The sequence below is a fragment of the Megasphaera stantonii genome (genome assembly GCF_003367905.1).
GTDB lineage: Bacteria > Bacillota > Negativicutes > Veillonellales > Megasphaeraceae > Megasphaera > Megasphaera stantonii.
Map to the genome: position 1 here is coordinate 1,123,268 of NZ_CP029462.1, position 25,628 is coordinate 1,148,895.

22 protein-coding genes are annotated in these 25,628 nt (G+C 56.1%); 16 read left to right on the plus strand and 6 right to left on the minus strand.

Annotation, left to right across the window (positions count from 1 at the left end; all coding sequences use genetic code 11):
- On the plus strand, positions 1 to 888 hold the full coding sequence (locus DKB62_RS05290) for a LysR family transcriptional regulator (protein ID WP_107196239.1): 888 nt from the start codon (positions 1 to 3) through the stop codon (positions 886 to 888).
- Between the two features lie 67 nt (positions 889 to 955).
- Here DKB62_RS05290 and DKB62_RS05295 read toward each other — a convergent pair whose 3' ends face one another.
- Positions 956 to 2,191 (minus strand): pyridoxal phosphate-dependent aminotransferase, encoded by a 1,236-nt coding sequence (locus DKB62_RS05295; RefSeq protein WP_162860291.1) that lies wholly within the window; start codon positions 2,189 to 2,191, stop codon positions 956 to 958.
- A 228-nt stretch (positions 2,192 to 2,419) separates the two neighbouring features.
- Positions 2,420 to 3,154: an MgtC/SapB family protein gene (locus DKB62_RS05300; protein WP_107196238.1), complete on the minus strand. Its 735-nt coding sequence runs from the start codon at positions 3,152 to 3,154 to the stop codon at positions 2,420 to 2,422.
- A gap of 123 nt (positions 3,155 to 3,277) precedes the next feature.
- Between DKB62_RS05300 and DKB62_RS05305 the strand changes: the two genes are divergently transcribed.
- The 13 genes from DKB62_RS05305 (at position 3,278) to DKB62_RS05365 (ending at position 19,457) form a co-directional block, all read left to right on the plus strand.
- Complete coding sequence (locus DKB62_RS05305; RefSeq protein WP_107196237.1) at positions 3,278 to 4,393, plus strand: acyltransferase family protein; 1,116 nt, start codon at positions 3,278 to 3,280, stop codon at positions 4,391 to 4,393.
- A 155-nt stretch (positions 4,394 to 4,548) separates the two neighbouring features.
- Positions 4,549 to 5,142 (plus strand): DedA family protein, encoded by a 594-nt coding sequence (locus DKB62_RS05310; protein ID WP_107196236.1) that lies wholly within the window; start codon positions 4,549 to 4,551, stop codon positions 5,140 to 5,142.
- Positions 5,139 to 6,698: an ArnT family glycosyltransferase gene (locus DKB62_RS05315; RefSeq protein ID WP_107196235.1), complete on the plus strand. Its 1,560-nt coding sequence runs from the start codon at positions 5,139 to 5,141 to the stop codon at positions 6,696 to 6,698. Before DKB62_RS05310 ends, DKB62_RS05315 begins: the two co-directional genes overlap by 4 nt.
- A gap of 10 nt (positions 6,699 to 6,708) precedes the next feature.
- A complete protein-coding gene (locus DKB62_RS05320) occupies positions 6,709 to 8,322 on the plus strand; it encodes an ArnT family glycosyltransferase (RefSeq protein WP_107196234.1) in 1,614 nt (537 codons plus the stop codon).
- A 9-nt stretch (positions 8,323 to 8,331) separates the two neighbouring features.
- Entirely contained in the window at positions 8,332 to 9,036 is a 705-nt protein-coding gene (locus DKB62_RS05325) for a uracil-DNA glycosylase (protein WP_095629765.1), read from the plus strand.
- Positions 9,037 to 9,278: 242 nt separating this feature from the next.
- Positions 9,279 to 13,835, plus strand: a complete 4,557-nt coding sequence (gltB, locus tag DKB62_RS05330) for a glutamate synthase large subunit (RefSeq protein WP_107196233.1) — start codon at positions 9,279 to 9,281, stop codon at positions 13,833 to 13,835.
- Positions 13,836 to 14,029: 194 nt separating this feature from the next.
- Entirely contained in the window at positions 14,030 to 14,881 is an 852-nt protein-coding gene (locus tag DKB62_RS05335) for an aldo/keto reductase (protein WP_107196232.1), read from the plus strand.
- A 16-nt stretch (positions 14,882 to 14,897) separates the two neighbouring features.
- Positions 14,898 to 15,464 (plus strand): flavodoxin family protein, encoded by a 567-nt coding sequence (locus DKB62_RS05340; protein ID WP_107196231.1) that lies wholly within the window; start codon positions 14,898 to 14,900, stop codon positions 15,462 to 15,464.
- 12 nt (positions 15,465 to 15,476) lie between these two features.
- Entirely contained in the window at positions 15,477 to 16,463 is a 987-nt protein-coding gene (locus DKB62_RS05345; RefSeq protein ID WP_107196230.1) for an aldo/keto reductase, read from the plus strand.
- A 16-nt stretch (positions 16,464 to 16,479) separates the two neighbouring features.
- Positions 16,480 to 17,244: an SDR family NAD(P)-dependent oxidoreductase gene (locus tag DKB62_RS05350; protein ID WP_107196229.1), complete on the plus strand. Its 765-nt coding sequence runs from the start codon at positions 16,480 to 16,482 to the stop codon at positions 17,242 to 17,244.
- 41 nt (positions 17,245 to 17,285) lie between these two features.
- The gene (locus DKB62_RS05355) at positions 17,286 to 18,137 is read left to right on the plus strand and encodes an aldo/keto reductase (RefSeq protein WP_107196228.1); all 852 of its coding nucleotides are present in this window, start codon (positions 17,286 to 17,288) and stop codon (positions 18,135 to 18,137) included.
- A 241-nt stretch (positions 18,138 to 18,378) separates the two neighbouring features.
- Positions 18,379 to 18,804: a MarR family winged helix-turn-helix transcriptional regulator gene (locus tag DKB62_RS05360; RefSeq protein ID WP_107196227.1), complete on the plus strand. Its 426-nt coding sequence runs from the start codon at positions 18,379 to 18,381 to the stop codon at positions 18,802 to 18,804.
- Between the two features lie 98 nt (positions 18,805 to 18,902).
- The gene (locus DKB62_RS05365; RefSeq protein ID WP_107196226.1) at positions 18,903 to 19,457 is read left to right on the plus strand and encodes a DUF2148 domain-containing protein; all 555 of its coding nucleotides are present in this window, start codon (positions 18,903 to 18,905) and stop codon (positions 19,455 to 19,457) included.
- 220 nt (positions 19,458 to 19,677) lie between these two features.
- Here the strand turns inward: DKB62_RS05365 and DKB62_RS05370 are convergent, their stop codons facing one another.
- Positions 19,678 to 20,583: a LysR family transcriptional regulator gene (locus DKB62_RS05370; protein ID WP_157949720.1), complete on the minus strand. Its 906-nt coding sequence runs from the start codon at positions 20,581 to 20,583 to the stop codon at positions 19,678 to 19,680.
- Positions 20,584 to 20,726: 143 nt separating this feature from the next.
- On the opposite strand from DKB62_RS05370, the gene DKB62_RS05375 reads away from it, so the two are divergent.
- Together DKB62_RS05375 and DKB62_RS05380 are read left to right on the plus strand one after the other, a co-directional pair.
- Complete coding sequence (locus DKB62_RS05375; protein WP_107196224.1) at positions 20,727 to 21,626, plus strand: DMT family transporter; 900 nt, start codon at positions 20,727 to 20,729, stop codon at positions 21,624 to 21,626.
- Between the two features lie 17 nt (positions 21,627 to 21,643).
- Positions 21,644 to 22,708 carry a YkvI family membrane protein gene (locus tag DKB62_RS05380; RefSeq protein WP_107196223.1) on the plus strand — a complete coding sequence of 355 codons (1,065 nt, stop codon included), beginning with the start codon at positions 21,644 to 21,646 and terminating at the stop codon, positions 22,706 to 22,708.
- Between the two features lie 91 nt (positions 22,709 to 22,799).
- Here the strand turns inward: DKB62_RS05380 and DKB62_RS05385 are convergent, their stop codons facing one another.
- From DKB62_RS05385 to DKB62_RS05390, 3 genes are all read right to left on the minus strand, one after another.
- Positions 22,800 to 23,789 (minus strand): bile acid:sodium symporter family protein, encoded by a 990-nt coding sequence (locus DKB62_RS05385; RefSeq protein WP_107196222.1) that lies wholly within the window; start codon positions 23,787 to 23,789, stop codon positions 22,800 to 22,802.
- Positions 23,790 to 23,887: 98 nt separating this feature from the next.
- Positions 23,888 to 24,073 carry a hypothetical protein gene (locus DKB62_RS12540; RefSeq protein ID WP_157949719.1) on the minus strand — a complete coding sequence of 62 codons (186 nt, stop codon included), beginning with the start codon at positions 24,071 to 24,073 and terminating at the stop codon, positions 23,888 to 23,890.
- 213 nt (positions 24,074 to 24,286) lie between these two features.
- Positions 24,287 to 25,603, minus strand: coding sequence for a hemolysin family protein (locus DKB62_RS05390; RefSeq protein ID WP_205410346.1), 1,317 nt, complete (start codon positions 25,601 to 25,603; stop codon positions 24,287 to 24,289).
- Between the last annotated feature and the right edge of the window lie 25 nt (positions 25,604 to 25,628).

A 25,628-nucleotide genomic window follows, 5' to 3' on the forward strand; every position in this document is an offset into this window, starting at 1 on the left:
ATGAACTTTCACGATATACAGGCCTTTTTGGCCATCGTCAAATACGGAACCATCAGCAAAGCCGCCGATGAATTATATATTTCCCAAACGGCCGTCACTCGGCGGCTGAAAACGCTGGAAGACGAGCTGGGCATCCCCCTGCTGGATCGGGGCCGGGGCATCAAGGAATCGACGCTGACGCCGTCGGGACGCGATTTCCTGTCCATCGCTCAGCGCTGGAACGCCGTGTGGGAAGAAACGCAGCGGTTCAAAAGCCTGGGGGAACGGCTGTCCTTATCGATCGGGTCGGTACAGATCCTAAACGATTACGTCTTTCCCGCCCTGTATTCCCGCCTGCTGACCCATTCGCCCGGCATGAACCTCTACATCCATACGGAGCACGCCATCGAATTTCCCCCGCTGGTCGAGCAGCGCGTCATCGACGTGGCCATCGGCTGGCGCGATTCGGCGTCGCCGGAGCTTTCCTGCCAGCCATGGCGGCAGTCTCCCCTGGTCTGCGTCATGCCCGGCGACCCGCAGGAGTCGGCCCAGTCTCCCATCAATCCCCGCCGGCTGGACTGCACGAAAGAGCTGTACATCAACTGGCCGCCGTCCTTTACGCAGTGGCATGAAACGTACTGGCCTGCCGACCAATTTCATCCCAGCTATGTCGCCAGCGCCCAGCTGGCCCTGCAAATCATGGCCCACAGCGGCAGCTGGGCCGTCATGCCCCTATTCTTCGCCAAGTACGCCTGCCAAAAAGGCACGTTTGCCTACCAATACCTGACAGACCCGCCGGAACCACTGACGGCCTATATCCTTACCCATAAGACGCCGCGGCCGAACGTCCAAAAAAGCCTGTCCATTTTCTTCGAGTACCTGAAACAATTAGACGACGATATTTTTTAATGATAAACCCCTGCAGATTCTTAGCTAATCCGCAGGGGTTGCATCGTATATATGCCATTCGTATTTTTTATTTATCGACGGCTTTCTTTATCTTGGCCGCCAAGCCTTTGATTTTCGGCAGCGGTACGGAGCATACACCCAATCGTACGCCCAGGGCCAAGGGCGCGGCGAAGACCAGTTCGTCCTGCAGTGCTTCGCAGACCGCCTGGGGGTTGGCCGTAGGAATGGAAATGAAGAAGCCCGCATGGTAGGGAATGACGCGCAGGCCGCACTGCGCCGCTTCTTCCGTAAACAGCGACGCCCGCTGTTGAATAATGCGGAAAAATTCCATCCGTTCCTCGTCGAGACGCTTCGTCAAGGCGGCGTCGCCCCGGATCGTCGTGAGGAGCGTCATGGCCGCGCGGTTGACGTTGGACCAGGACGTACGGGCCGAATAGCGGCCTAATTCTGTAAATTCCTTGATGACGTCCTCGCTGGACGACACGCCGACGAGGGCGCCGGCCCGCTGTCCGTACAGCGTATAGCCTTTGGACATGCTGAACGCCGCCATAATGAATAAATGGGGCGGCAAGTTGCTGAACTGCTTCATAAAGGTACGGACTTCGTTCTTTTCGCCGGCATAGGCAATGTAGGCGATATCGACGAGAATCGAAATGCGCTTGCCCTGCTTTTCATGGAAGCGGCAGACCTGCAGCACCTCCGCCCAATCCTGATCGGACAAGGCGAACCCCGTCGGGTTATTAGCCGGAGTATTCAAGATAATCAGCAGGGAATCCTGCTTGCGCAGCACATCGGCTACGGCCGAGGAAAACGACTCGATATTGAATGCGCCGCTTTCATCGAGCAAGGCAAACGTCGTAAGCCTGCGGCCGATTTCCTGGCACAAGCTGCCGTATATGCCCCAGCGCCAGTCGGACGCCAGGACGTCGTCGCCGACTTCCGAATAGTTGGCAATGGCGATATGAACGGCTCCGGTGCCGCCGGCCGTCGCTACGGCATCTATATATCCTTCGGGACGATATGCCTCGAACGTTTCGTCTATCGCCGCCTTGCGGTAGTCCGCCAGGCCGACAGGCGGCGCGTACGTAATAAAATCAGCCATCGGCAGGGACCGATAGATTTCTTCTACGACGGGAAGACACCCCAATACTTCATCTTCGCCGGCATAGCAGCCTACCGTGGCGTTGACGACGCGCTCCCGGCCGTATGCCGCCATCGCCGCCTGAGCAGCCTGGCCGAATTGAAACACGGCGTCGTGTAATTGTTTTCCTTCTCTGCTGGACGCAGCCATAAACCTAGACATATAATCCCTCCTTGAGTTGCATGCTTTTTTATTATACTATATGCTGCCCAAAATGAATATACGAAAAACGCAAAAAATCTATGTATTCTTTATACATAATCAGTCTTCCCTTTAAACAATATCTATAAAACCCTAAAAAGCTTTAATGTGTGCTTTTCTCCGGCAACGCAAAACGGCAGCGGATCCTTTTCCGCTGCCGTTTTGCATGCTTCTGTTTATATTAAAGATTCATGTTTCTGTGCCTTGTCCCGATTTCCGGCCTTCAGTATCGTCAGTACGCTGCAGCTCCGCCAGCATCACGCCTTTTACCATTAAGAGCCGCCGTATGATTTCATCGCTCTCTATGCTGTCGTTGGCAATGAGCGTGACGGCTAGTTCGGCCTGCTCGCTGTCCTCGTCGGACAGGATGCGGAAGGCTTTGACATTCATTTGCCGATTCTCCAGGTATTCGGCCAGGCGCCGCGATTGCCCAATCGTATTCTTCATGATAATATGTACCGTGTATTCCCGGCGGTGCTGACTGCTGAGGCGCTTGTCCAGCCGGATAAAGACGGTCAGCACGACGAAGATGAGGACTGTCGCCGCGGCGGCTACGGCCAGATATCCTGCGCCTACGACGAGTCCGATAGCCGCGACAGCCCACAGCCCGGCCGCCGTCGTAAGGCCGCGGACGTTGCGGGCCTTCTGGTTTGCCAGTATCGTGCCGGCGCCTAAAAAGCCGACGCCGGAAATAACCTGGGCAGCGATGCGCTCTGGGTCGGCGTTGCGGTAGCCGTACAGCAGGAAATGATCCATGGCGATGTTGATCGATATGATCATGCACAGGCAGGAGCCGACGCAGACCAACGTGTGCGTTCGAAGGCCTGCCGCCTTATTCTGCGCCTGCCGTTCATACCCGATAATCGCGCCCAAAATCAGGGCTACGCACAGGCGGATAATACTGTCGGTCGTACTGATTACCATATGCCTCGTCTCCTTTTTATGATTTTTTTCTTCTATCTTTAATATTTGTTTAGATAGGTATATTATAATGTATGTCAGCTTCTTGCGGAAGCTGGCCTATACATGAGAAAGAAGGTCTTACCGATGGGTAAACGTATATATTATCTGGATAATCTTCGCACCTGCCTGGTATTCGCCGGCATTTGCTTCGCCGCACTGGGAAATTTCAGGCCCTTTCCCCTGCTGCATCCCTACGTTCCCGCTTCAATAAATTCCCTCGAAGGGGTAGCCGTCGATTTCCTGTACAATTTGGCCATCGTCTTCATCATGCCGGCGCTCTTTTTTATCAGCGCCTATTTCGGCGCGTCTTCGCTGCGCATTCACATGATCCTGCCCTATTTCAAGAGCAAGTGGACCCGTCTCGGCTGGCCCTGGCTGATCGGTACCGTTCTCCTGGCTCCGGAGCTCCTGTACCTTGCCAGCCGGAGCTGCGGCAGCCACGGCGACGGCCCGGCATTCTCTTTAATTCATCCGCCGTTCTGGTCCGCCTATTTCCAAAGCCCTTTCTTCTTTATCGGGCTGCTCCTGCTGTTTCATCTGGCTTTGATGGGGGCAAAGAAATGGCGGCGTTCTCTCTTTCAGAGGGCCGCTGCCGCGCCTCCCTCTGCAGGAATCCTGGCCGGCTTCTATGCCCTGCAGCTCGTTGTGGCTGCCGCCTTCTTCGGGCTGCTGCTGACGGCACACCGTGCGCCGGACTTCTGGCTCCCCCTGTATGTGCTGTACCTTGCGGCGACATGCGGACTGTACTTCTGCTTCGGCGTATACGCCTTCAGACATCGCTGGTTTACGGCCGGAGGCTATGTGCCGTCTGCCGTTCATATCGTCGGCGCGGCCTTGCTGCTGGGCGTCGTCGTCGCCTCGTCCTATATTGCGGCGGGAATTTCCGTATTCATTTCCGGCACGCTGTTTCCCTTATTGCTGTTCTTTTCCATCCTGCAGCTTCCCCTGCTCCTGGCCTTGCTGGCCGCCTTCGCTAAATGGGGAGACAAGGAAACGAACAAGACAAAGCTGGCCGCCGGCCTGGCCTATCCGCTGTACGTCGTCAGCGACACGCTGATTCAGAACACGGCTTATTTCCTCCAGCCCCTGTCCCTCGGCGCGCCGCTGAAATGTATCCTGACGCTGGCCTTGTCTTTCCTCTACGGGTACATGCTGTGCAAATACGCCCTGCGTCATCTGCCTTGCTTCAAAACGCGCTGACACATGCTGATTCATGCGTTTTACGACGGTGATTTGCGTTTTTTGCATATTTCTATCAAATTTTCCGCGTTTTATGCTATGATAAGCATACGCGACATTACGCAGTCTTTCTTCTCACAGATACTATATACACAGAACAGGAGTGCTTACATTACATGGACACGTTATTGCAGCTTATGGAATCGTATGGGTATATCGCCATGTTCATCGCCATGGTACTGGAAAACGCCAATATTCCCATTCCCAGCGAAGTCGTCCTCGGCTTCGCCGGATTTCTCATTTCCCAAGGCGTATTCGACTTTTGGACTACCGTCGTCATCGCCTGCCTGGCCGGCGTCGTCGGCTCCATCGTCAGCTACTGGCTCGGCTCGTACGGCGGCCGTCCTCTGCTGCTGAAATACGGGAAATACATTTTCTTCAACGAAAAGAAATTCAACATGGCCGAAACGATGTTCAATAAATACGGCGGAGCGGCTGTCTTAATCTGCCGCTGCCTGCCCGGCGTGCGGACCTTTATCTCCTTTCCGGCCGGCGTGGCCCGCTATCCCTTCGGACGCTTCGTCGTCTTCACCATCATCGGCACGATTCCCTGGACGCTGCTCCTCGTGTGGGCCGGCTCGATTCTGGGAAGCCACTGGAAGGACCTGATTCAGTACAACCACATATTCCTCATCGTCATCGTCGCCGTCTGCGCGATTTGCGCCCTCCTGTTCCTCTGGAAACGGCGCCGCGGGAGACTGGCCAAATGAAGCAGTGGATTTATGAACATCGCTGCGGTCTGACGGTCGCATGGTTGGCAGCAATTATTTTGCTGCCTTTTTTGGGTATCGCTCCCCTGACGGACCCCAACGAGCCCGTATACGGGCAAACGGCCAAGGAAATGCTGCTGGCCGGAGACTGGCTTTCTCCCCGCATTTACGGCCAGTTCTGGTACGATAAGCCGCCCCTGTTTTACTGGATGGAAATGCTGTCCTACAGCCTCTTCGGCATTTCCGACTGGTCGTCCCGCCTGCCCAGCGCTGTCGCCGCCGTCGCAACGGCCTTATTCGTCTACGTCCAGGGCAAGGATTTGTTCAATCAAGCCATTGCCTTCATGGCGACGCTCATCCTGCTGACCAGCGTCGGCTTCATGTACGTCGGCAAAGCTGCCGTCACAGACATGACCCTCATGCTCACCCTGACCGTCGCCATGATCTCCCTGTATCAGGGGAAATATTACCGGGCCTACGCCTTCTGCGGCCTGGCCCTGCTGGCGAAAGGCCCCGTCGGCTACGCCTTTCCGGCGCTCATCATGCTGCTGTATATGGCCGCCACCCGCCAGTGGTCTCTCCTCCGGACAATGAAAATTCCTCAGGGCCTCTGCATCGCCTTTCTCGTCGGCCTGCCGTGGTACGTATTTATGTATCAGACCCACGGCGATATATTCCTGCAGACCTTTCTCGGGTATCACAATCTCATCCGCTTTATCGCGCCGGAGCATCCGGGACAAAACAGCATTTTCTTCTTCATTCCCGTCTTTATCGGCGCGATGGTCCCGTGGATTCCGGCCCTGGCTCCGGCAATGCGCCGCTTGTTCAAAAAACGCGACCCCTTTAACGACACGGTGCTGTTCTGCCTGATTTGGGCGGCCTTTATTTTCGTCTTCTTTTCCCTGTCTCATACGCAGCTGGTCACGTATATCGCCCCGGCCTTCCCACCGGCAGCCTATATCATCGCCTGGTATCTGTACCGCTGCTATCTGGAAAAGCGCCCGCCTCTCGGTGCAATCGCCGCCGCCTATATCCTGGCCGTCGGCCTGTTGCTCTGCAACGCCATTCCGCTGAACAAAGGGGCGGAATTTTTCGCCCAGCCAATCCTCATCGGCTCGGTCCTGCTGAGCACGGCCTTGTTCCTGCCGGCCTTTCTGCTGTACCGGCAGCTCTGGAAGCAGGCCTTCGCCTCCGCCGTCGTCCTCATGGTCGTCTTTTCCTGGGCGGCCTTCGGCTTCGTCATGCCTCGCATCGCCGAGCACACGACGTCGTACGAAGCGGCCTATATCCTTCACGACGTATACGATGGGCGGTCCGATTTATATATCGAAAAATTTCTCCGTCCGGGCATCGCCTATTACAGCAACCTGCACGGCATAGAATGGCAAAAGGACGACCTGCCCGACTTCGCCGCCCTGCTGACGTCTCCCGATAAGGCCTATATCGTCATGACCAAGACGTCCTTCCTCAAGCTCAATCAAACGGTGCCCGAACTGCGGCAATACGGCATGGCGGCAGATCTGCCGGCTCAAGTCATTCTCATCAATCATCCATAGGAGGTATGCAATGAAACACCGCCCTGTATTTTTCCTGCTCGCCGTCCTCTGCTTCCTGTTTCTGCTCCTCGGCAACAGCCAGCTGGCCGTCACCGACCCCGTCGAGTCCAACTACGCCCTGACGGCAAAGGAAATGGTCTTGTCCGGCGACTGGATTTCTCCGCAGATTTACGGCACGTACTGGTTCGATAAGCCTATTTTTATCTATTGGATGCTGTGTATTTCCTACACGCTGTGCGGCTTTACGGATTTCGCCTCCCGCCTGCCCGGCGCCCTCTTCGGCACGGCGTCGGTCGTGCTGGCGGCATGGTATATGCTGCGCCGCACGGGCCGCATGACGGCCGCCCTCATCGTGGCTGCCATGACCGTGACATCTCTGGCCGTCTGGGCCATCAGCCATTCCATTATTACCGACCAGATGCTCTTCTTCTTCACGTCGGCGGCCATGTTCTTCGCCTATATCGGCCTGACGGAGGGGAAAAAATGGTACGTCGTCGCCGCCTACGTCATGGCCGGATTCGCCGTGCTGACCAAGGGCCCCGTCGGCATCGTCCTGCCGGGAACGTTCCTCCTCGTCTTCATCGCCCTGCGCCGCAATACGCAGTATATCAAGCGCCTCTTTCCGCCTGTCGGCATCGTCCTGTTTCTCCTCGTCGTCCTGTCCTGGTACGGCACGATGTACGCCCGCCACGGCGCGGCCTTTATCGACGGCTTCCTGGGCTTTAACAACGTCGTGCGGGCTACGGTGTCGGAGCACCCGGAAATGAACGTCTGGTATTACTACGTCGTCCTCGTTCCCGTCAGCCTGCTGCCCTGGACCGGCCCCTGCCTGTACGGCCTGTGGAAACGGCGCGGCTGGACGGACGAATACGTCTTCATGACCGTCTGGGCCGTCGGGACCATCCTCTTCTACACGGCCATGGCGACGAAATACCCGACCTACGCCTATATCGCCAATATGCCGCTCTTGTACCTCGGCGCATTGGCCGTCATGGATCTCCAGGAAAAGAGCTCGTGCAAACTCTGGACAATCGTCACTGGCCCGGCTATCTTCTTCTGGCTCCTTTTTTTGGGAGCGGCCCTGTTCGCCAAGCCCGGCGCCGTCGTCCTGGGAGACCTGTTCTGGCTCATCGTCTTCATTCCCCTGGCCATGGCAATCCTCGTCTTCTCCCAATGGCAGAAGGCCCTGCCGGCAATCCCCATCGTCATCACCGCCGGCACCATGGTCATATACGGGCTTCTGACCTTCCAGGTATTGACGCCCTTTTATGAATACCGCTCGTCGTCAGCTCTCATCGAAGCCTCGTCGAAGTTCCCCGGCCAGATATATTTCTTCGAAGAATACCGCACGTCCTTCGTCTATTACACGGACAAGGGCGCCGTCTGGACCGCACCGGCCAGCTTTGACGAAAACGCCCGCCTGAAACGGGACGCCGTCTGGTCGAAAAAGCATCTCTTTCCGACGGAAGAAGAACGCAGCGTCATGGATAAGCTGCAGCGCCGTGAAGCCCTGACCCTCATCGTGCCGCGGAGCCGGTACGACGATTACGTCGCATCGCCCTTCTTCCCCCTGACCCGCCAGCTGGGAAAATTCGGAACGTACACCGTGTTTACGACTTTATAGGAGGCTCTTATGTCTACGATTGAAACCTTTCTCTCTTCACTGCGGCAGTATGAAGGCGACGGCGTGTATAATCCCTGGCGCGATTACGACGAGCGCTGCGACTGCGGCCCCGACGCGCCCCTCATCCGCAGCCGCCAGCTGACGGACTACCTGCGCCGCCGTATCGGCCACGCCAAATACCTCTTCGTCGCCGAAGCCGCCGGCTATCAGGGCTGCCGCTTTACAGGCGTAGCCATTACGTGCGAGCGCATGCTCCTGAACGCGCACAAGCAGGTGACCAGCGCTATGGTCCTGGGCTACGACGGCCAGCGGACGAGCCGTCCCGACTGCCCCTTTATGACCAGCAACCCCCAGCGGCGGCAGGGCATGAATGAACCGACGGATACGTACGTATGGGGAGCCATCCTGGACAACGGCCTTTCGCCGGACGACGTCATCCTCTGGAATATATTCCCCTTTCATCCCCACAAGGATTCGCCCTTCAGCAACCGCACGCCGACAGACGCCGAGCTGGCCGCCGGCCTTACGTACACACAGGAGCTCTTAGGCCTGTGCCGTCCCGATATCCTCATCGGAGCCATCGGCCGCAAATCGGCCCTCATGCTGGAAGAAAAAGGCCTGGCCGCCGCCGTCATGCGCCATCCGGCCAACGGCGGAGCCGGCTTATTCCGCCAGCAATTTGCCCAATGGATTTCTGAAAACGCCCGCCCGTAATTCGCGGCCGGGTGTTTTTTCATGCCCAAACAAAAGTCTTTATTTCTTTATTACAGTAAATCATCGTTACTTTACAAAAATATATTAGGTATTTTTATATATTTTCCGTAAATTATTCAAAAAGTCATTGCATTTTTATTATGAATTGTTTATAATTGAATGCAAACCTATAAGCGGGGCTGGAATATCACGCGCGTGCGGTTTTTCAGGCCTGTTTTTTTATAGAGAAGGGGGAACTATATATGTATAAAAAACTGCGCGACCTGCCGGAGCCGCAAGGCTTGTACGACCCGTCGTTTGAACACGACGCCTGCGGCATCGGTATCGTCGCAAATATACGAGGAAAAAAATCGTACGACATCATCGACGACGCCCTCACAATCTTGGAAAACCTGAAGCACCGCGGCGCAGAAGGAGCCGACGCCCAAAGCGGCGACGGCGCGGGGATACTCATTCAGATTCCCCACGAATTCTTCTGCCGCGAATGCGAAACCCTGGGATTCTCCCTGCCTGCCGAAGGCGAATACGGCGTCGGCATGATCTTCGCCCACCGCTACGAAGAATTCCGCAAGAAACAGATGGAAGCCTTCTCGAACATCGTCCGGGCCGAAGGCCTGTCTATTTTGGGATGGCGCGACGTTCCCGTCGACGAAAGCCTGATCGGCAATATCGCCAAGACGACTCGTCCCCATTTCCTGCAAGTCTTCATCCAAAAAAGCCCGTCCATGACCAACCAGATGGACTTTGAACGCAAGCTGTATATTATCCGCAAGCTGGCCGAAAAGGCCATCGTCCCCATCAGCCAGGAAAAGGGCACGGATTTCTACATCGCCAGCCTGTCGTCGCGGACGATCGTGTACAAGGGCATGCTGACGTCGGTTCAGCTCCGCCATTTCTACCTTGATTTGTCCGACCTGGACGTCACGACGTCTATGGCCCTCGTCCATTCGCGGTTCAGCACCAATACCTTCCCCAGCTGGGCCAGAGCTCATCCGAACCGCTACATCGTCCACAACGGCGAAATCAATACGATCCAGGGCAATATCAACTGGCTCAACGCCCGCGAAAGCAAGTCAAAATCGGAATTCTTCCCCGATATGGAAAAGGTATTCCCCGTCGTCGACGCTACGGGCAGCGACTCGTCCATGTTCGACAACTGTCTGGAATACTTGTACATGACGGGCCATTCCCTGCCCCACGCCATGATGATGATGATTCCCGAGCCTTGGGAACGGGACCCGCTCATGAGCGAAGAAAAGCGAGATTTCTACCGCTATCACAACTTCATGCTCGAGCCCTGGGACGGCCCGGCGGCTATCGGCTTCTGCGACGGCACGGTCATCGGCGGCATGCTGGACCGCAACGGCCTGCGCCCGGCCCGCTACTACGTCACGCGTGACGACCGGGTTATCGCCAGCTCCGAAGTCGGCGTCGTCAACATTCCGGCCGACGAAATCCTCTACAAGGGCCGGCTGGAACCGGGCAAGATGCTCCTCGTCGATACAAAGGAGCAGCGCATCATCGACGACGACGAAATCAAGCGGCAAATCGCCACGGAGCACCCCTACCACCAGTGGTACGAAGAACACATCGTCCACCTGGACGACCTGATGAACAACCAGCTCATCACGGACAACGACACCTTGATTCCCTACGACCTGAAGGAGCAGGAAAAAGTCTTCGGCTACACCCAGGAAGACATGGACAAGGTCATCCTGCCCATGGCCCGCGACGGCAAGCAGCCCATCGATTCCATGGGCGTCGACGTGCCCCTGGCCGTCCTCAACGACAAGCCCCAGCTCTTATACGATTATTTCAAGGAAAACTTCGCCCAGGTCACCAACCCGGCTATCGACGGCGTCCGCGAAAACATCGTCATGGCGACGGCCGTCATGGCCGGCAACGTAGCCAACATCATGGACCCCAACGAAGAGGCCACGGCGGCGCTGTACTTAAAAACGCCGCTCATCACGAACGAAGAAATGGCCGTCGTCAAGTCCCTCATGTCGAAGAAGCTGCGGGCCGCCACCTTATCCATGCTCTATCCAGTCAACAGCGGCGCCGAAGGCATGGAAACGGCCATCGAATCCCTGTGCATCGACGCCTTGAAGGCCATCAAAAACGGGGCCAATATCCTCGTCCTGTCCGACCGGGGCGTCAACTCCCGCATGGCCGCCATTCCGGCCCTCCTGGCCTCGGCGGCGCTGCACCACTACCTCATCGACAAGACGGTCCGCTCTGACGTCGGCCTCATCCTCGAATCGGGCGAACCGCGGGAAATCCACCACTTCTGCACCCTCATCGGCTACGGCATCACGGCCATCAACCCCTACATCGCCCTCGAATCCATTAAGGAACTCATTCTCAAGGGCAAATTGGGCAAGATGACCTATGAAAAGGCCCGTGACAACTACATGGACGCCGCCGTCAAGGGTATCCTGGCCGTCATGTCCAAGATGGGCATTTCTACGGTCCACAGCTACCACGGCGCGCAGATTTTCGAAGCCGTCGGCATTAAGCAGGATCTGATCAACAAGTATTTCTGCAACACGCCGTCGCGCATAGAAGGCATCGGCATTACGGAAATCGCCAGGGAAAACGCCCTGCGCCACGAAACGGCCTACGGCTCCGACGACGCCCTGGAACGGGGCGATTTCTACCAGTACCACAAGGGCGGCCAGCCTCACATCATCGACCCCGAAGCAGTCCGACTGCTGCAGAAGGCCTGCAAGGAAAAGAATTACGATATCTATAAGGAATATGCCGAACGGGTCAACACGTCTTCCATCTTCCGCCTCCGCGACCTGCTGGAATTCGAATACCCCGCCGGCTGCAGCATTCCCATCGAAGAAGTCGAATCAGTCGACTCCATCGTCAAGCGGTTCCGCACCGGCGCCATGAGCTACGGCGCCCTCAGCAAGGAAGCCCACGAATGCATCGCCACGGCCATGAACCGCCTCGGCGGCATGAGCAACACCGGCGAAGGCGGCGAAGACGCAGCCCGGTTCAGCACGGAAACGAACGACAAAATCAAGCAGGTCGCCTCGGCCCGCTTCGGCGTGACGAGCAACTACCTCATTCATGCCGATGAGCTGCAGATCAAATGCTCCCAAGGTGCGAAGCCGGGCGAAGGCGGCCACCTGCCAGGCAGCAAGGTCTACCCGGATATCGCCAAGACGCGCCACGCCACGACGGGCGTCGCCCTCATTTCGCCGCCGCCTCACCACGACGTCTACTCCATCGAAGACCTGGCCGAGCTCATCTTCGACCTTAAAAACGTCAACCCCAAAGCCCGCGTCGGCGTCAAGCTCACGTCGGGAGCCGGCATCGGCACCATCTCAGCCGGCGTCGTCAAGGCCAAGGCCGACAACATCGTCGTCAGCGGCTACGACGGCGGTACGGGCGCATCGCCGCGGACCAGCCTGCGCCACGCCGGCCTGCCCTGGGAAATTGGCTTGGCCGAAGTGCAGCAGACCTTGCTTCTCAACAAGCTGCGCGATCGCGTAAAGGTCGAAGTCGACGGCAAAATGCTCACCGGCCGGGACGTCGCCATCGCCGCCTTGTTCGGTGCGGAAATCTTCGGCTTCGGCACGGCTCCGCTTCTGACCATCGGCTGCCACATGCTCCGCGTGTGCCACCTCAACACCTGCCCCTACGGCGTCTGCACGCAGGATGAAAAGCTGCGCAAGCGCTTCAAGGGCAAGCCGGAATACATTGTCAACTTCATGCGCTTCGTCGCCCAGGACCTGCGGGAAATCATGGCCCGCCTCGGCTTCCACACCATCGACGAAATGGTCGGCCGCTACGACTGCCTGAAGCAAAAGCAGCACGTCCTCAACTGGAAGGCTGCGACGGTCAACCTGAAAAACCTCCTCTTCCGTCCCTATACAGACGCCTCCGTAGGCCATCACTGCACCATGGACCAAGACCACGGCATCAACGCTACTCTGGACATGTCCAAGCTCATCCGCATGTGCCGGCCGGCGCTGGAACAGAAAAAACATATCTGCTCCCGCCTGCGCATCCAAAACACGGACCGCGTCACCGGCGCCCTCCTAGGCAGCGAAATCACGCGTCGCTACGGCGAAAAGGGACTGCCGGAAGATACGATCAGCCTGTCCTTCGTCGGCTCTGCCGGCCAAAGCTTCGGCGCCTTCATCCCCAAGGGCCTGACCCTTTCCCTTGAAGGCGACGCCAACGACTACGTCGGCAAAGGCCTGTCCGGCGGCAAGATCATCGTATCGCCGCCGCGGGGCTCCGTCTTCCCGGCAGAAGACAATATCATCATCGGCAACGTCGCCTTCTACGGCGCGACGAGCGGCGAAGCCTACATCAACGGCACGGCAGGCGAACGGTTCTGCGTCCGCAACAGCGGCGCGACGGCCGTCGTCGAAGGCGTAGGCAACCACGGCTGCGAATACATGACCGGCGGCCGGGTCCTCATCCTCGGCAGCACGGGACGCAACTTCGCCGCCGGCATGTCTGGAGGCATTGCCTATGTCTACGACTTAGAGCCGGGCAAATGCAACCCCGACCTGGTTAAACTGGAAGACCTGACCGACCCGGACGAACAGCAGTTTGTCAAATCGCTGCTGGAAAAGCACGTCGCCTATACGGACAGCAACCTCGGCCACATGCTGCTGGAAAACTGGGAAGACACCGTATCGAGAATCACCAAGGTCATTCCCGAAGCCTACGAAGAAATGGTCTCCCTCATCGCCCAGGCCCAGGCCGAAGGCCACAGCGAAGAAGAAGCCCATATGATCGCCTTCGAACAGAAACACGGCAAGAAAAAGTAAATATGCATATTGCAGCGACAGCCGCCCGATAAGGGCGGCTGTTTTTCGTCTGCCATCTGCAGTGCTTTGACAATTCCGTATTTACCTTTAGTCAATACGTCGTAGCGTTTTTGGTTATTCCGCAGCAGAGACAGGCACTTTACAATATAGATATACATAGTTTTTCAATCGTCATACCAAAAGGAGCACTAGACATGAACACAGTAACCCTCAACAACGGCGTCGCCATGCCGGTACTCGGCCTCGGCGTATATCAGATAGACGACGCGTCCCTCTGCGAACAAATCGTACGGGACGCCCTGCGCGCCGGCTACCGCCTCATCGACACGGCCGCCGCCTACGGAAACGAAGAAGCCGTCGGACGCGCCGTCAAGCGAAGCGGCGTTCCCCGCGAAGACATCTTCATTACGACCAAGGTCTGGGTACAGGACTTCGGCTATGAAAAGACGAAGCGTGCCGTCGCCGCCTCCCTCGAAAAGCTGGACATGGCCTACGTCGACTTAGTGCTGCTCCACCAGCAGCTGTCCGACTATTACGGCTCGTGGCGGGCCTTGCAGGAATTGTGCCGCCAGGGAAGCGTCCGGGCCATCGGCGTTTCCAACTTCTATCCCGACCGGCTGGCCGACCTCTGCGAAAACGCCGATATCCTCCCGGCCGTCAATCAGATCGAATGCCATCCCTTTTACCAGCGCGCCTACGACCTGGACGTCATGAAAAAGCTGCGCGTCGCACCCATGGCCTGGGGCCCCTTCGCCGAAGGCGGCCATGATATTTGGAACAATCCTATCCTGAAAAAAATCGCCGCAAAGCACGGCAAAACCGTCGCCCAGGTCGCCCTGCGCTTTACCCTCCAGCGCGGCGTCATCGTCATCCCCAAGACGGTTCACAAGGACCGGCTCATCGAAAACATGGCTGTCTGGGACTTCGAGCTCGACGGCGAAGATATGGCCCAAATCGCCGCCTTGGACACGGACCGCACGGAAATCATCGACCACTTGACCGTCCATATGGTTCAATTCTTAAACCGTCATAAAATTCACGAGTAAACAGAAAGGATACATCATGAAAACGATTTTACTAGTCAACGTCAGCCCCAGAGTACAGGGCAACTCGGAAGTCATTACCCAAATCTTAGCGGAAGACCTGAAAGACCAGCAAGTCGTCGTCTTTACGATGCGGGAAAAAGACTGCCGATACTGCAAAGCCTGCGGCGCCTGTCAGGGAACGGCGGGGCAGAGCTGCGTGCAGGACGACGACATTACGAAATTGCTGCCGGTCATCGAGGACTGCGACGCCATTGTCGTCGCCACTCCCATTTACAACCAGCAGGTATCGTCGCTGGCAAAGCTGTTTATCGAGCGGTTCTACCCCTGGTTCGATTTCGATAAAAAGGGAATGTCCAATACGGCTAAGTACGGCAAAAAAGCGGCTCTCGTCTGCTCCTTCTGGGGCAGCCCCAAAGACAGGGTAAAAACATATGCCGACTGGACAGTGAGCGGCTTTTGCCAAATGGGAGCAGAACAGTTCCAAACCCTCATCTTCAACCAAATCCCCAATGCCGGCGACGTAAAAAATCGGCCCGATTACGTAGAACAGGTGCATCAGCTCGCCTGCTGGCTGAAAGAATAAGGAGGACTGCCAATGCATACTCGCATATTAGGAACGGAATTACAGGTATCAGCTGTCGGCCTGGGCTGCATGGGATTATCTCACGCCTATGGTACAGCTCTGGATAAAAAAGAGGCCATAACCCGCATCCGTGAAGCTGTCGATATGGGATATACATTTTTTGATACAGCGGAAGTCTATGTCGGCCAATATGCCGACGGCACGCCGGCAATTAATGAAGAACTTGTCGGCGAAGCCTTAAAGCCCATCCGGGACAAGGTCGTCGTCGCCACGAAAGGAGGGATCACCTTAGGCTCGCAGCATCACACCGTATCAGACGCATCGCCGGCTTCGCTGCGGCGTTCTTTGGAGCAAAGTTTACGGCGCCTCCAGACCGATACGATTGATCTATATTATCAGCACCGTCTCGACGCCGCCAGAGAACCTGAGGAAGTGGCCTATACGATGCAAACCTTTATCAAAGAAGGTAAAATCCGCCATTGGGGCATATCAAACGCCTCGCCCGGCTATATCCGCCGCGCCCATGCCGTTTGTCCCATAACAGCCATACAAGAACGGTATTCTCTCATGTATCGCCAGACGGCGCAGCTCTTTCCCCTATTAGAAGAACTGCACATCGGCTTCGTCGCTTATTCGCCCTTGGCAAACGGCTTTTTATCCGGCCTCTATAAAGGAACGGAGCAATTTGACAAAGAGCTGGACTTCCGCAGCTGGATGCCCCAGTACACGGAAGAAGGAGCGCAGAAAGCCAAAGAGCTAACCCATTTGCTCGCCGGTCTAAGCGTGGAAAAAGACGCGACGCCGGCGCAAATCTCCCTGGCCTGGATGCTCTGCAAAAAGCCCTATATCGTCCCCATTCCCGGCACGACGAAAGCCAAACGCCTTTGCGAAAATGCCGAGGCCGCAGATATTACCTTATCGGAAGAAGACGTTAAAAAAATCGACCAGGTATTAGACCATTCCGAATTCAGCGTCTTTGCCCCGCAAACAGAATCATAAGGGAGGTTAACTTGCCATGACCATCTATGACTTTACAGGCAAAACGGTGTTAGTAACGGGAGCGGCTTCCGGCATCGGTTTAAATGCCGCCATGCGATTTGCTCAGGCCGGCGCTTCGGTCGTATTATCAGACATAGACGAAAAAGCAGTACAACAAGCTGTCAATGGTCTGATAAACCAAGGACTTCAGGCTTTGGCTATTCCTTGTAACGTAGCCGCAGAATCGGAAGTCGTCGAATTAGTAAAAAAAACAGTTGCCGCGCTTGGCAGTTTAGATATAGCCTATAATAACGCCGGCATCCAGGCGCCGGTTTCAGAATTGGCCGACGCCGACGGAGCCGCGTTCGATAAGGTCATCGCCGTAAATCTACGAGGTATTTGGAGCTGCATGAAATACGAGCTGCAGCAGATGCGCCGACAGGGACGCGGCGCTATCGTCAACTGTTCATCCCTCTGCGGCGTCGTCGCCATGCCCGGTCTGGGAGCCTACACGGCGTCCAAACACGCAGTAATCGGACTGACCAAGAGCGCCGCCCTCGATTATGCCGGCCGCGGCATCCGCATCAACGCAGTTTGTCCCGGCACGACCGATACGCCTATGGTCGCCCAGGCTATCAAAGATTTCCCCGACGATATGGCTAAGTCCATTGGACAAATTCCTATGCAGCGCATTGCGTCTGTATCGGAAATCACCGACACCGTCCTCTGGCTGTGCAGCGACGGCGCAGGCTTTATGACCGGCCAGGCTATCGTTCCCGACGGTGGCTATTCCATTTGCTGATATCACCATGATTTTTGCACATCTAAAAGGAGTTCTTAACTATGGAGCACATACTTTTACGTGATGGAAATACTATCCCTGCCGTCGGCTTCGGCGTATTTCTCATTCCCAACGACGGCAGCACCTACGACGCCGTGACCAAGGCCCTGCGCCTCGGATACCGCCACATCGACACGGCGGCGGCCTATTTCAACGAAGACGAAGTCGGCAGGGCCGTCTGCGACAGCGGCATCCCCCGCGACGAAATCTTCGTCACCAGCAAGCTCTGGCTTCAGGATTACGGCTACGACGCCGCCTGCAGGGGCATCGACGCGTCCCTGAAAAAGCTGGGCCTCGACTACATGGACCTGTACCTGATTCATCAGCCCTACGGCGACGTGCCCGGCGCGTGGAAAGCTATGGAAGACGCCCAAAAAGCCGGGAAAATCAAATCTATCGGCGTCAGCAACATGACGCCTAACATCTGGAATCATTTCGTGCCCCAATTCGACACGATGCCGGCTGTAAACCAGGTCGAATGTCATCCCTTCTTCCAGCAGAAACAGCTGCGGGAAGTATTAGACGCCTGCGGCGCAGCGCTGGAAGCCTATTTCCCCTTGGGCCACGGCGACGAAGCCCTTCTCGCCCATCCCCTCGTCACGGCCCTGGCCCATAAAGACAATAAGACAGCCGGCCAAATCATCCTGCGCTTCGAAGTACAGGAAGGCTTCGTCGTCCTGCCGAAGTCGACCAATCCCCAGCACATGGCCGATAATATCGCCATCTTCGATTTTTCCCTGACCGATGAAGACATGGCGCGGATGCGCAGCCTCGATACGGGAAAAGGCAGCCACGACCCGGAAACGCCGGGCATGGGCGACATGCTGCTGAAAGCCTATAAGGTACATGATTGAGAGCCACATATAACTTCGGTATCGGTAAAACTCAATCATGTAAATCATGTCAACAAAACGGCCTTAGTCTGTATCGATAAGCAAATTATACATACCTATACGATAATAAGGGCAGCCGCACGAAGACGATGCTCATCTTCGGCGGCAGCCCTTATTTTTTATTGTCAACCACATGGTAATAGTCTTGACAGAAAGCCATATATTAAATATAATCGTGTATATACACGATTAGGAGGAAATCATGAAGCGTTCCATAAGTCCCTGTTTTTGTATCAACCTGCGGCGCGCTGCCGGCGTCTTATCCGATTTCTATGACAAATCATTGTCAAAAGCGCAGCTCACAACAAGTCAATTTTCTTTGATGAAATCGTTAAGCCGCATACAGCCTTGTACCGTTACGGCGTTGGCCGATGAAATGGGGCTGGAACGCACGACGCTGGTCCGTACAATAAAGCCCCTTGCAGATCGCGGTCTGATACATAATTTAGCGCCTGCCAAAAACCGCAATAAGCTATTGTCGCTGACAGAGGACGGGGACGCGCTTATGGAGTACGCAGCCTCGTTGTGGGAAGAAGCCCAAGGAGCCGTGAAAGCTTACATGGGAGCAGAGCAGATAGAAACCCTGATGCAGCTCCTGGCCCGGTTGGAAGAGTTCGGGGAATCCTAATCTCTCTCAGCAGCGCAGTACATAGCGCACGGCGCTGACTAGTCAGGCTGCAGATTTCCACTATACATGTAAGTATTTTCCGAAAGGAGACGATATGTATGAAGTACGAACATGAGCAGATTTATAAGGACGCCTTGTTATCGACGGCAAAAAGAATGTGTGCGGCGGCGCAAACGGCTCCAAAAGGACATGGCGTAGACTCTATTTTGACATACATTCTTACTGGCGATGAAAAAGAACAGCTTGCCTGTGAAATGGAGCGGCTTGGTACAGAATATATGGGAGATGAGATGCCGACCTGGTATGGCCGAGATGCGAATTGCGTCCGCAAGGCCGGCGCAGTCGTCGTCATTGGAGCCAAACATATTCGCCGGGGCATGAGCCGCTGCGGGCAATGCGGCTTTGAAAACTGCGCGGCTAACGCTGCCGCCGGCGGCCGCTGCGCCGATACGTTTATGGATTTAGGCATCGCCATCGGCTCCGCCGTTTCCGTAGCCGGAGACGACCGCATAGACAACAGAATTATGTTTTCTATCGCTCAAACGCTGAAACAAATGCCTGAATACGGCCCTGAATACGTCTGGTACGGGATTCCCCTTTCCATATCATCGAAAAACATATTTATGGACAGAGGCATTACCCACAAGCTGTAACTACGACTAGCCCGCATATGATGGACAATTTAGGAAGGGGCCTGCGTAAAAAAAGACGTAATTCTATAACGGGTTCGCTTGTTCATCATAGCTTTTACGCCTATTATTTTAAGTTTTACAGAAAACAGGCAGTTCCATTCGCCCATAAACCAGGGGCTGTCGCACGAAGAGGAGATAATTCTTCTTCGGCGACAGCCCCTTTGAGTGTATGCAATAAGCATCATTCCGCAGAACCAACAATATGCCGCTTGATAATATCGATAAATCCCCGCACTGCTTCGGACGGCTTCTTAGCGTACAAAATCCCGTAGGAAATGCCGTAATCCAAATCGGCGAGAGGCAGCGTAACCAGCGAGGGATGCACGCCTGCCCAGGCGTCCAGCGTCAGGAGGGGAAGTCCCTGCTGCCCGCAGAGATTGAATGTATCGACGTCGTAATAATAGCTTGCTTCTTCAATGATAATCTGGGGATGCTCCCGTTTCAGCAGGTGATGAAATTCGTCTATCTGCTCCGTATCGCCGCTTTTTACCATGACGACGCGCTCACCGTGAAGGTCGTCCAGCGTCAGGGTCTTCCGCAGCGCCAGGCGATGGCCTTCAGGAAGGGCGATGCAGAACCGATACGTCCCCAGAGGCAGGTAATTGGCCCTGGCCTGCATGCTGCGTGAATTGAAGGAGCCCACTAAGACGTCGATGCGGTCGCCCAGGGAAGCGATGACCAATAGAATTTGTTCCTTTGTATCTTCATACGGGACGATGCGGAACGTATAGTTCCCATATGTTTCGCGCAGCGGAGCCCACAGGTCCGTCAGTACGTTGCTGGGATTGAGCAGGGAAGAGCCGACGCGGATCGTCACGCCGTCCCGGCCGCCGGCCTTCTTCGCCCGGGTCACGGCATCGGCGGCATAGGCGCGCATCTTCCGTCCGTCTTCATACAGGGAACGGCCTGCCGCCGTCAGCAAAACGCCCTGATTGTTCCGTATCAGCAGCGTAAGGCCCAATCGCCGTTCCAAGGCGTTGATCTGCTTCATGACCGACGCCGGCGTTACGAAAAGGCGCTGGGCAGCCTTGGAAAAGCTGCCGCTGTCTGCGACCTGTAAAAAGACTTGCAGCTGTTGACTCAGCACGATGTCATCCTCCCCTTCTGTGTAGTACACGAATTGTAGCACGCCCCTTAGCAGAGGTCAAGAAATTTGCGTCGTTTATTCCCGTTTCCGTCAAGGTATGCTATACTGATTAAACATACATACGAAAGGAAGCTTGTTACAGTATGGCTCTATCGGCTCTTTACAAAGGCATTCTATACTGTGTCCTCGGCGCCGTCACCTGGGGCGTCAACGGCACGGTCAGTCAATATCTCTTCACCCATTACGTCGTCGACTCGGCCTGGATTACGGCGCTGCGCATGATCGCCGCAGGCGTCGTCCTGCTGGTCTTGTTTTTCCCGAAGCAGCGGGCTGCCTTTTACGGTATGTTTCACGACCCGGCCAGTCTCCGCAATCTCCTCCTCCTGTCAATTTTCGGACTCCTACTCTGTCAGTATTCCTATTTGACGGCTATCAAATATTCCAACTCGGCAACGGCGACGGTGCTGCAGACCCTCAACGTCGTCCTCATGTCCTTTTTCCTGGCCGTCCGCTTCCGCCGCAGGCCTTCGGCCCGCGAGCTCGTCTCCGTCGCCCTGGCCGTTCTGGGCGTATTCCTCGTCGCGACGAACGGCAACCCGTCGACGATGGTCCTGTCTCCCCAAGGGCTGACGTGGGGCCTCATCGGAGCCGCAGGCTGCGTCGCCTACCCTACCCTGTCCCAGGGCCTGGCCATCCAATGGGGCGCCGTGCCGGTCAACGCCGCCGGCATGATCATCGGCGGCACAGCCCTTTGCTTCGGCGTGCAGGCCTGGGGCATGACGCCCGAGCTGGACGCCGTCGGCTGGCTCACCGTCGCCTTTATCATCCTCATCGGCACGGCCTTGTCCTTTACGCTCTTCGTGCAGGGCATCCGCCTCGTCGGCCCGATGAAATCCACCCTCATCGGCACGCTGGAGCCGGTGACGGCCGCCGTCATCTCCGCCGCATGGCTCGGCACGGCCTTCCATCCCGTCGAGCTCGCCGGCTTCGTCTGCATCCTCGCCACGGTCTTCCTCATCGTAGTGCAGTGGCCTTCCCGGTAATGTAAAGGAGGATTTCCATGCCTGCCAATACCTTCGACATCAGACACAGCATACGCATCGCCGGAGCCTTCATCGCCTGGGTCATCGGCTCCGGGTTCGCCACGGGCCAGGAAATGCTGCGGTTTTACGCCAGCTTCGGCCTCTACGGCTACGGGGCTGTCGCCGTCAATTTAGTCGGCTTTCTAGGCATGGCCTACTTGCTGATGCGGACGGGCTTCGAACACAAAAAAGAACGCGCCTTTAATCACTTTCAATTTTTCTGCGGCCAAAACCTCGGCCTCGTCTATACGTGGCTTATCATCGCCACGCTGATCCTGCTTATGCCGGTCCTCGTCGCCGGCGCGGGGGCGACCTTATACGAATATTACCGCGTGCCCCAGCCTCTCGGCTCCGCCGTCATGACAGCCCTGCTGCTAGCGGCCTATCTCATGGGCTTTGAGCGCCTCATCCAGGTTATTTCCTCTATCGGGCCGGTCATCATCGTCTTTTCCTTGAGCATAGGCTGCGGCGCAATCGCCGTCGATTACGGCCAATTTTCCCGCATAGGAGAGTACGAATCGGCTCTCGCCCCCTATCAGGCGGCCCCCAACTGGTTTCTGAGCGCCGTCCTGCACCTGAGCCTGAATTTCTTTCCGCCCAGCATGTACTTCACCCGCCTGGGCGTCTCCGCCTCATCCAAGCAAGAACTGCGAGCCGGCGCGTTCCTGGGAGCTTTTGTCGTCATCCTCTGCATCGCCGTCATGACCACGGCCATCCTGCTGAACGGCAGCGCCGCCGCAGGGCTGGACGTCCCCGTCCTGTACCTGGCGCAAAAGCTCCATCCCCTGCTGGGCACGGCCTTTTCCATCACGCTGCTCCTGGGCATCTTTTCTTCGTCGTCCGTCATGATGTGGTCCATCTGCAGCCGCGTCACCCGCTGGGGAAAGAAGGGCAACGTCGCCTTTGCCGTCGCCGTCGCCTTGTTTACCTACGTCGTCAGCCTCTTTTCCTTCGGCCGCTTAGTCGCCGTCCTCTATCCGGCCATCGGCTACGCCGGACTGCTCTTTATTGCCAGCGTAGTATACAAAAGCTTCAGAAAATAAGATATGCAAAACAGCGTATGTCCGCTCCCCTTTTCATCGGACATACGCTGTTTTTTACGTCATATAATATTATATTCTATAATACAGCAGCTTAATGGTGAGCCGGAGCCGGTACGGCTTCCGCTACGGCGGCCTTCCGCGCTTCTATAGCGTCCATCCTACGGGCAAAGATACCAGCCAAAATGGAACCCGTGACCTGATGAATAGCCGCGCCGATGGCTGCGGGAATCGCCACGGCCGGAGCGAAGAATACCGACACGAGGGAAATAGCCAGGGCGTCGTTCTGCATACCCACTTCCAGCGTAACGGAATGGCGCTGCCGCTGTCCCAGGCCCAGCTTGCCCGTAACGAAGTAGCCGATGCCGAAGCCGAACAGGTTATGAGCCAATACGATGAGAACCATAAAGAAGCCCAATTCCAAAATCTTCGCGCCGTTGACGGCGATGACGCCGCCGACGATGGTCAGTACGCCGAAGGCCGAAACGAGAACCAATACCTTGGACAACGAAGCGATATGCTTTTCACCGATGATTTTGTGAACGATCAGGCCGGCGGCCAGCGGCACGAGGATGACCTTCATGACCGTCATCGCCATGGCCAGGAACGAGACTTCGACCCACTGGCCTGCCAGGGCCCAGACGATAAAGGGCATCATAATCGGCGCCAGCAACGTCGAAACTGTCGTAATCGATACGGCCAGAGGGACGTCGCCCTTGGCCAGAAAGCTCATGACGTTGGACGCCGTGCCGCTGGGGCAGGAGCCGAGCAATACCATGCCGACGGCCAGCTCCGGCGTCAGGTCAAAGGCCAGTACCAGGGCGTAAGCCACGATAGGCATAATCGTGTAGTGAGCTGTACAGCCGATGAGCACTTCCTTCGGCCGCTGGATGACCAGCTTGAAATCCCTGGCGTGCAGGGTCATGCCCATGCCGAACATGATGATGCCGAGAAGCGTGACCGTATGGGGTACAGACCATAAAAACGCGCCGGGCATGAAGTACGCCCAAAGGACGACCAAGAAGACGATATACGTCAAATACCGTCCAACAAATCCACTCAGCATTCCAATCCATTTCATCATACAAAAAACCCCTTTCTGTACCCCTATCTTACGTATAACGAACAGCAAAACGGCGATTGGCGAAAAAAAAATACTTTGCCTCAAAAAGAGACAAAGTATCATATACTCTGCGGTACCACTCTCGTTGCCCGTCGGGACCCCTCGTCGGCATCTCCGGAAAATCCTTTTAATGCCCGGCATGATAACGGATGCCTGCCGGCTGCGTCTACTAACTGGAAAGATAAGCGTTCGGGCAGCTGCTCCTGGGCGACTTCCTGCAGCGCTTCCATCCCGCCTCTCAGCATACGGCCGGTTCTCTGTAATTTCTGCGGCAGCAGTACTATTCCCAATCAACACTGTTTTGTATTCGTTGAAGCTTATTATACGCTTAAATCCTTCAAAGTCAATACATTTTTAAAATTTTACGAAGTTTACTAAATAAATTAATCGTTTAACTTTATATTTTAAAGTCAGTAAAACGTATCATCTATCCGGCAGCGCCGAAGGGCGGAGGCCCGTCAATCCTTGTTCAGCTGCTCGTCGAGCATATCCTGGCTGACGTCGTCCAGCTCGCTCAGCAGCTTGATCTTCAAGCGCGTAATGCGGAGATTTTCCACTTCTTCCACGTAAATTTCCGCCTTGGGCAGCTTGACCATCTGGCCGGCTTCGGGCTGCGTGTTGAGCTGCGTGTAGACCCAGCCGCCGATAGTATCGCACTGCTGGTCTTCCAGCTCCAGCTCGAACAAGTCGTTTACGTCTTCCAGCAGCATCTTGCCATCGACGGAGTAGATCTTATCGGTCTTTTCCTCTACCTCCGGCCGTTCCTCGTCAAATTCGTCCTGAATATCGCCGACGAGCTCTTCCAGGATATCTTCGATCGTCACCATGCCGGCCGTACCGCCGTACTCGTCGATGAGGACAGCCAGCTGCTTCCGTTCCTTCTGGAGCTGGCGCAGGAGCTTGCTGATAGGCATGAAGACCGGCACTTCCAGCACGTCGCGGGCCAAGGTCCGCAAGTCCGATTTTTTCCCGTCCTTCAAAGACCGCAGGAGGTCCTTGATGTGCAGGAACCCGATGATGTGGTCCTTGTCGCCGTCGCAGATGGGGTAGCGGGTCATGCGCTCGTTCAGGGCCGTCTCGACGCAGTCGTCGAAACTGTCGTCCAGATACAGGCAGACCATATCCGTACGGGGCACCATGATCTCGCCGGCGCTGCGGTCGGAAAAATCGAAGACGTTGTCGAGATAGGTCAGCTCGCTTCTGTCGATATAGCCGTATTTATAGCTTTCCTTCATCAAAATGCGGATTTCTTCTTCGTTATGAGCTTCTTCCGCCTCGCTGGCAGCCTGTATGCCCATGCGGCGCAGCGTCCAGTTGGCGATATGGTTCAGCGTCCAGACAGCCGGGTACATGAGCTTGTTAAACAGAATCAGCGGGCGCGATACGAACAACACCACGACTTCGGTCTTCTGAATCGACAGGGATTTCGGCACCAGCTCGCCCAATACGATGTGCAGGGCCGTAATCAGGGAAAAGCCGACGATAAAGGCCAGCGTGTGCTCCAGCTGTACGGGCACCTGGAAAAAATGAAACACCGGCGCCAGCATCTTGGCCACGGCAGGCTCGCCGATCCAGCCCAGCCCCAGGGAGGCCAGGGTAATGCCCAGCTGCGTCACCGACAGGTAGGCGTCCAGATGCTCCGTCACCGTGCGGGCGTATACGGCGCTCTTATTCCCTTCCTTAAGCAGCGTATCGACTCGCGACGGGCGCATCTTGACGATGGAAAACTCCGACGCTACGAAGAAACCGTTCAGCACGACTAAGGCTAAAATCAAAATGATGTTGAAAGTTATCTCAAAA

What these genes read in the sequence shown, in the direction of transcription:
- DKB62_RS05290 (WP_107196239.1), top strand. Translation starts at nt 1, where the DNA reads ATGAACTTTCACGATATACAGGCCTTTTTGGCCATCGTCAAATACGGA.
- DKB62_RS05295 (WP_162860291.1), bottom strand. Translation starts at nt 2,191, where the DNA reads ATGTCTAGGTTTATGGCTGCGTCCAGCAGAGAAGGAAAACAATTACAC.
- DKB62_RS05300 (WP_107196238.1), bottom strand. Translation starts at nt 3,154, where the DNA reads ATGGTAATCAGTACGACCGACAGTATTATCCGCCTGTGCGTAGCCCTG.
- DKB62_RS05305 (WP_107196237.1), top strand. Translation starts at nt 3,278, where the DNA reads ATGGGTAAACGTATATATTATCTGGATAATCTTCGCACCTGCCTGGTA.
- DKB62_RS05310 (WP_107196236.1), top strand. Translation starts at nt 4,549, where the DNA reads ATGGACACGTTATTGCAGCTTATGGAATCGTATGGGTATATCGCCATG.
- DKB62_RS05315 (WP_107196235.1), top strand. Translation starts at nt 5,139, where the DNA reads ATGAAGCAGTGGATTTATGAACATCGCTGCGGTCTGACGGTCGCATGG.
- DKB62_RS05320 (WP_107196234.1), top strand. Translation starts at nt 6,709, where the DNA reads ATGAAACACCGCCCTGTATTTTTCCTGCTCGCCGTCCTCTGCTTCCTG.
- DKB62_RS05325 (WP_095629765.1), top strand. Translation starts at nt 8,332, where the DNA reads ATGTCTACGATTGAAACCTTTCTCTCTTCACTGCGGCAGTATGAAGGC.
- gltB (WP_107196233.1), top strand. Translation starts at nt 9,279, where the DNA reads ATGTATAAAAAACTGCGCGACCTGCCGGAGCCGCAAGGCTTGTACGAC.
- DKB62_RS05335 (WP_107196232.1), top strand. Translation starts at nt 14,030, where the DNA reads ATGAACACAGTAACCCTCAACAACGGCGTCGCCATGCCGGTACTCGGC.
- DKB62_RS05340 (WP_107196231.1), top strand. Translation starts at nt 14,898, where the DNA reads ATGAAAACGATTTTACTAGTCAACGTCAGCCCCAGAGTACAGGGCAAC.
- DKB62_RS05345 (WP_107196230.1), top strand. Translation starts at nt 15,477, where the DNA reads ATGCATACTCGCATATTAGGAACGGAATTACAGGTATCAGCTGTCGGC.
- DKB62_RS05350 (WP_107196229.1), top strand. Translation starts at nt 16,480, where the DNA reads ATGACCATCTATGACTTTACAGGCAAAACGGTGTTAGTAACGGGAGCG.
- DKB62_RS05355 (WP_107196228.1), top strand. Translation starts at nt 17,286, where the DNA reads ATGGAGCACATACTTTTACGTGATGGAAATACTATCCCTGCCGTCGGC.
- DKB62_RS05360 (WP_107196227.1), top strand. Translation starts at nt 18,379, where the DNA reads ATGAAGCGTTCCATAAGTCCCTGTTTTTGTATCAACCTGCGGCGCGCT.
- DKB62_RS05365 (WP_107196226.1), top strand. Translation starts at nt 18,903, where the DNA reads ATGAAGTACGAACATGAGCAGATTTATAAGGACGCCTTGTTATCGACG.
- DKB62_RS05375 (WP_107196224.1), top strand. Translation starts at nt 20,727, where the DNA reads ATGGCTCTATCGGCTCTTTACAAAGGCATTCTATACTGTGTCCTCGGC.
- DKB62_RS05380 (WP_107196223.1), top strand. Translation starts at nt 21,644, where the DNA reads ATGCCTGCCAATACCTTCGACATCAGACACAGCATACGCATCGCCGGA.
- DKB62_RS05385 (WP_107196222.1), bottom strand. Translation starts at nt 23,789, where the DNA reads ATGATGAAATGGATTGGAATGCTGAGTGGATTTGTTGGACGGTATTTG.
- DKB62_RS12540 (WP_157949719.1), bottom strand. Translation starts at nt 24,073, where the DNA reads ATGCTGAGAGGCGGGATGGAAGCGCTGCAGGAAGTCGCCCAGGAGCAG.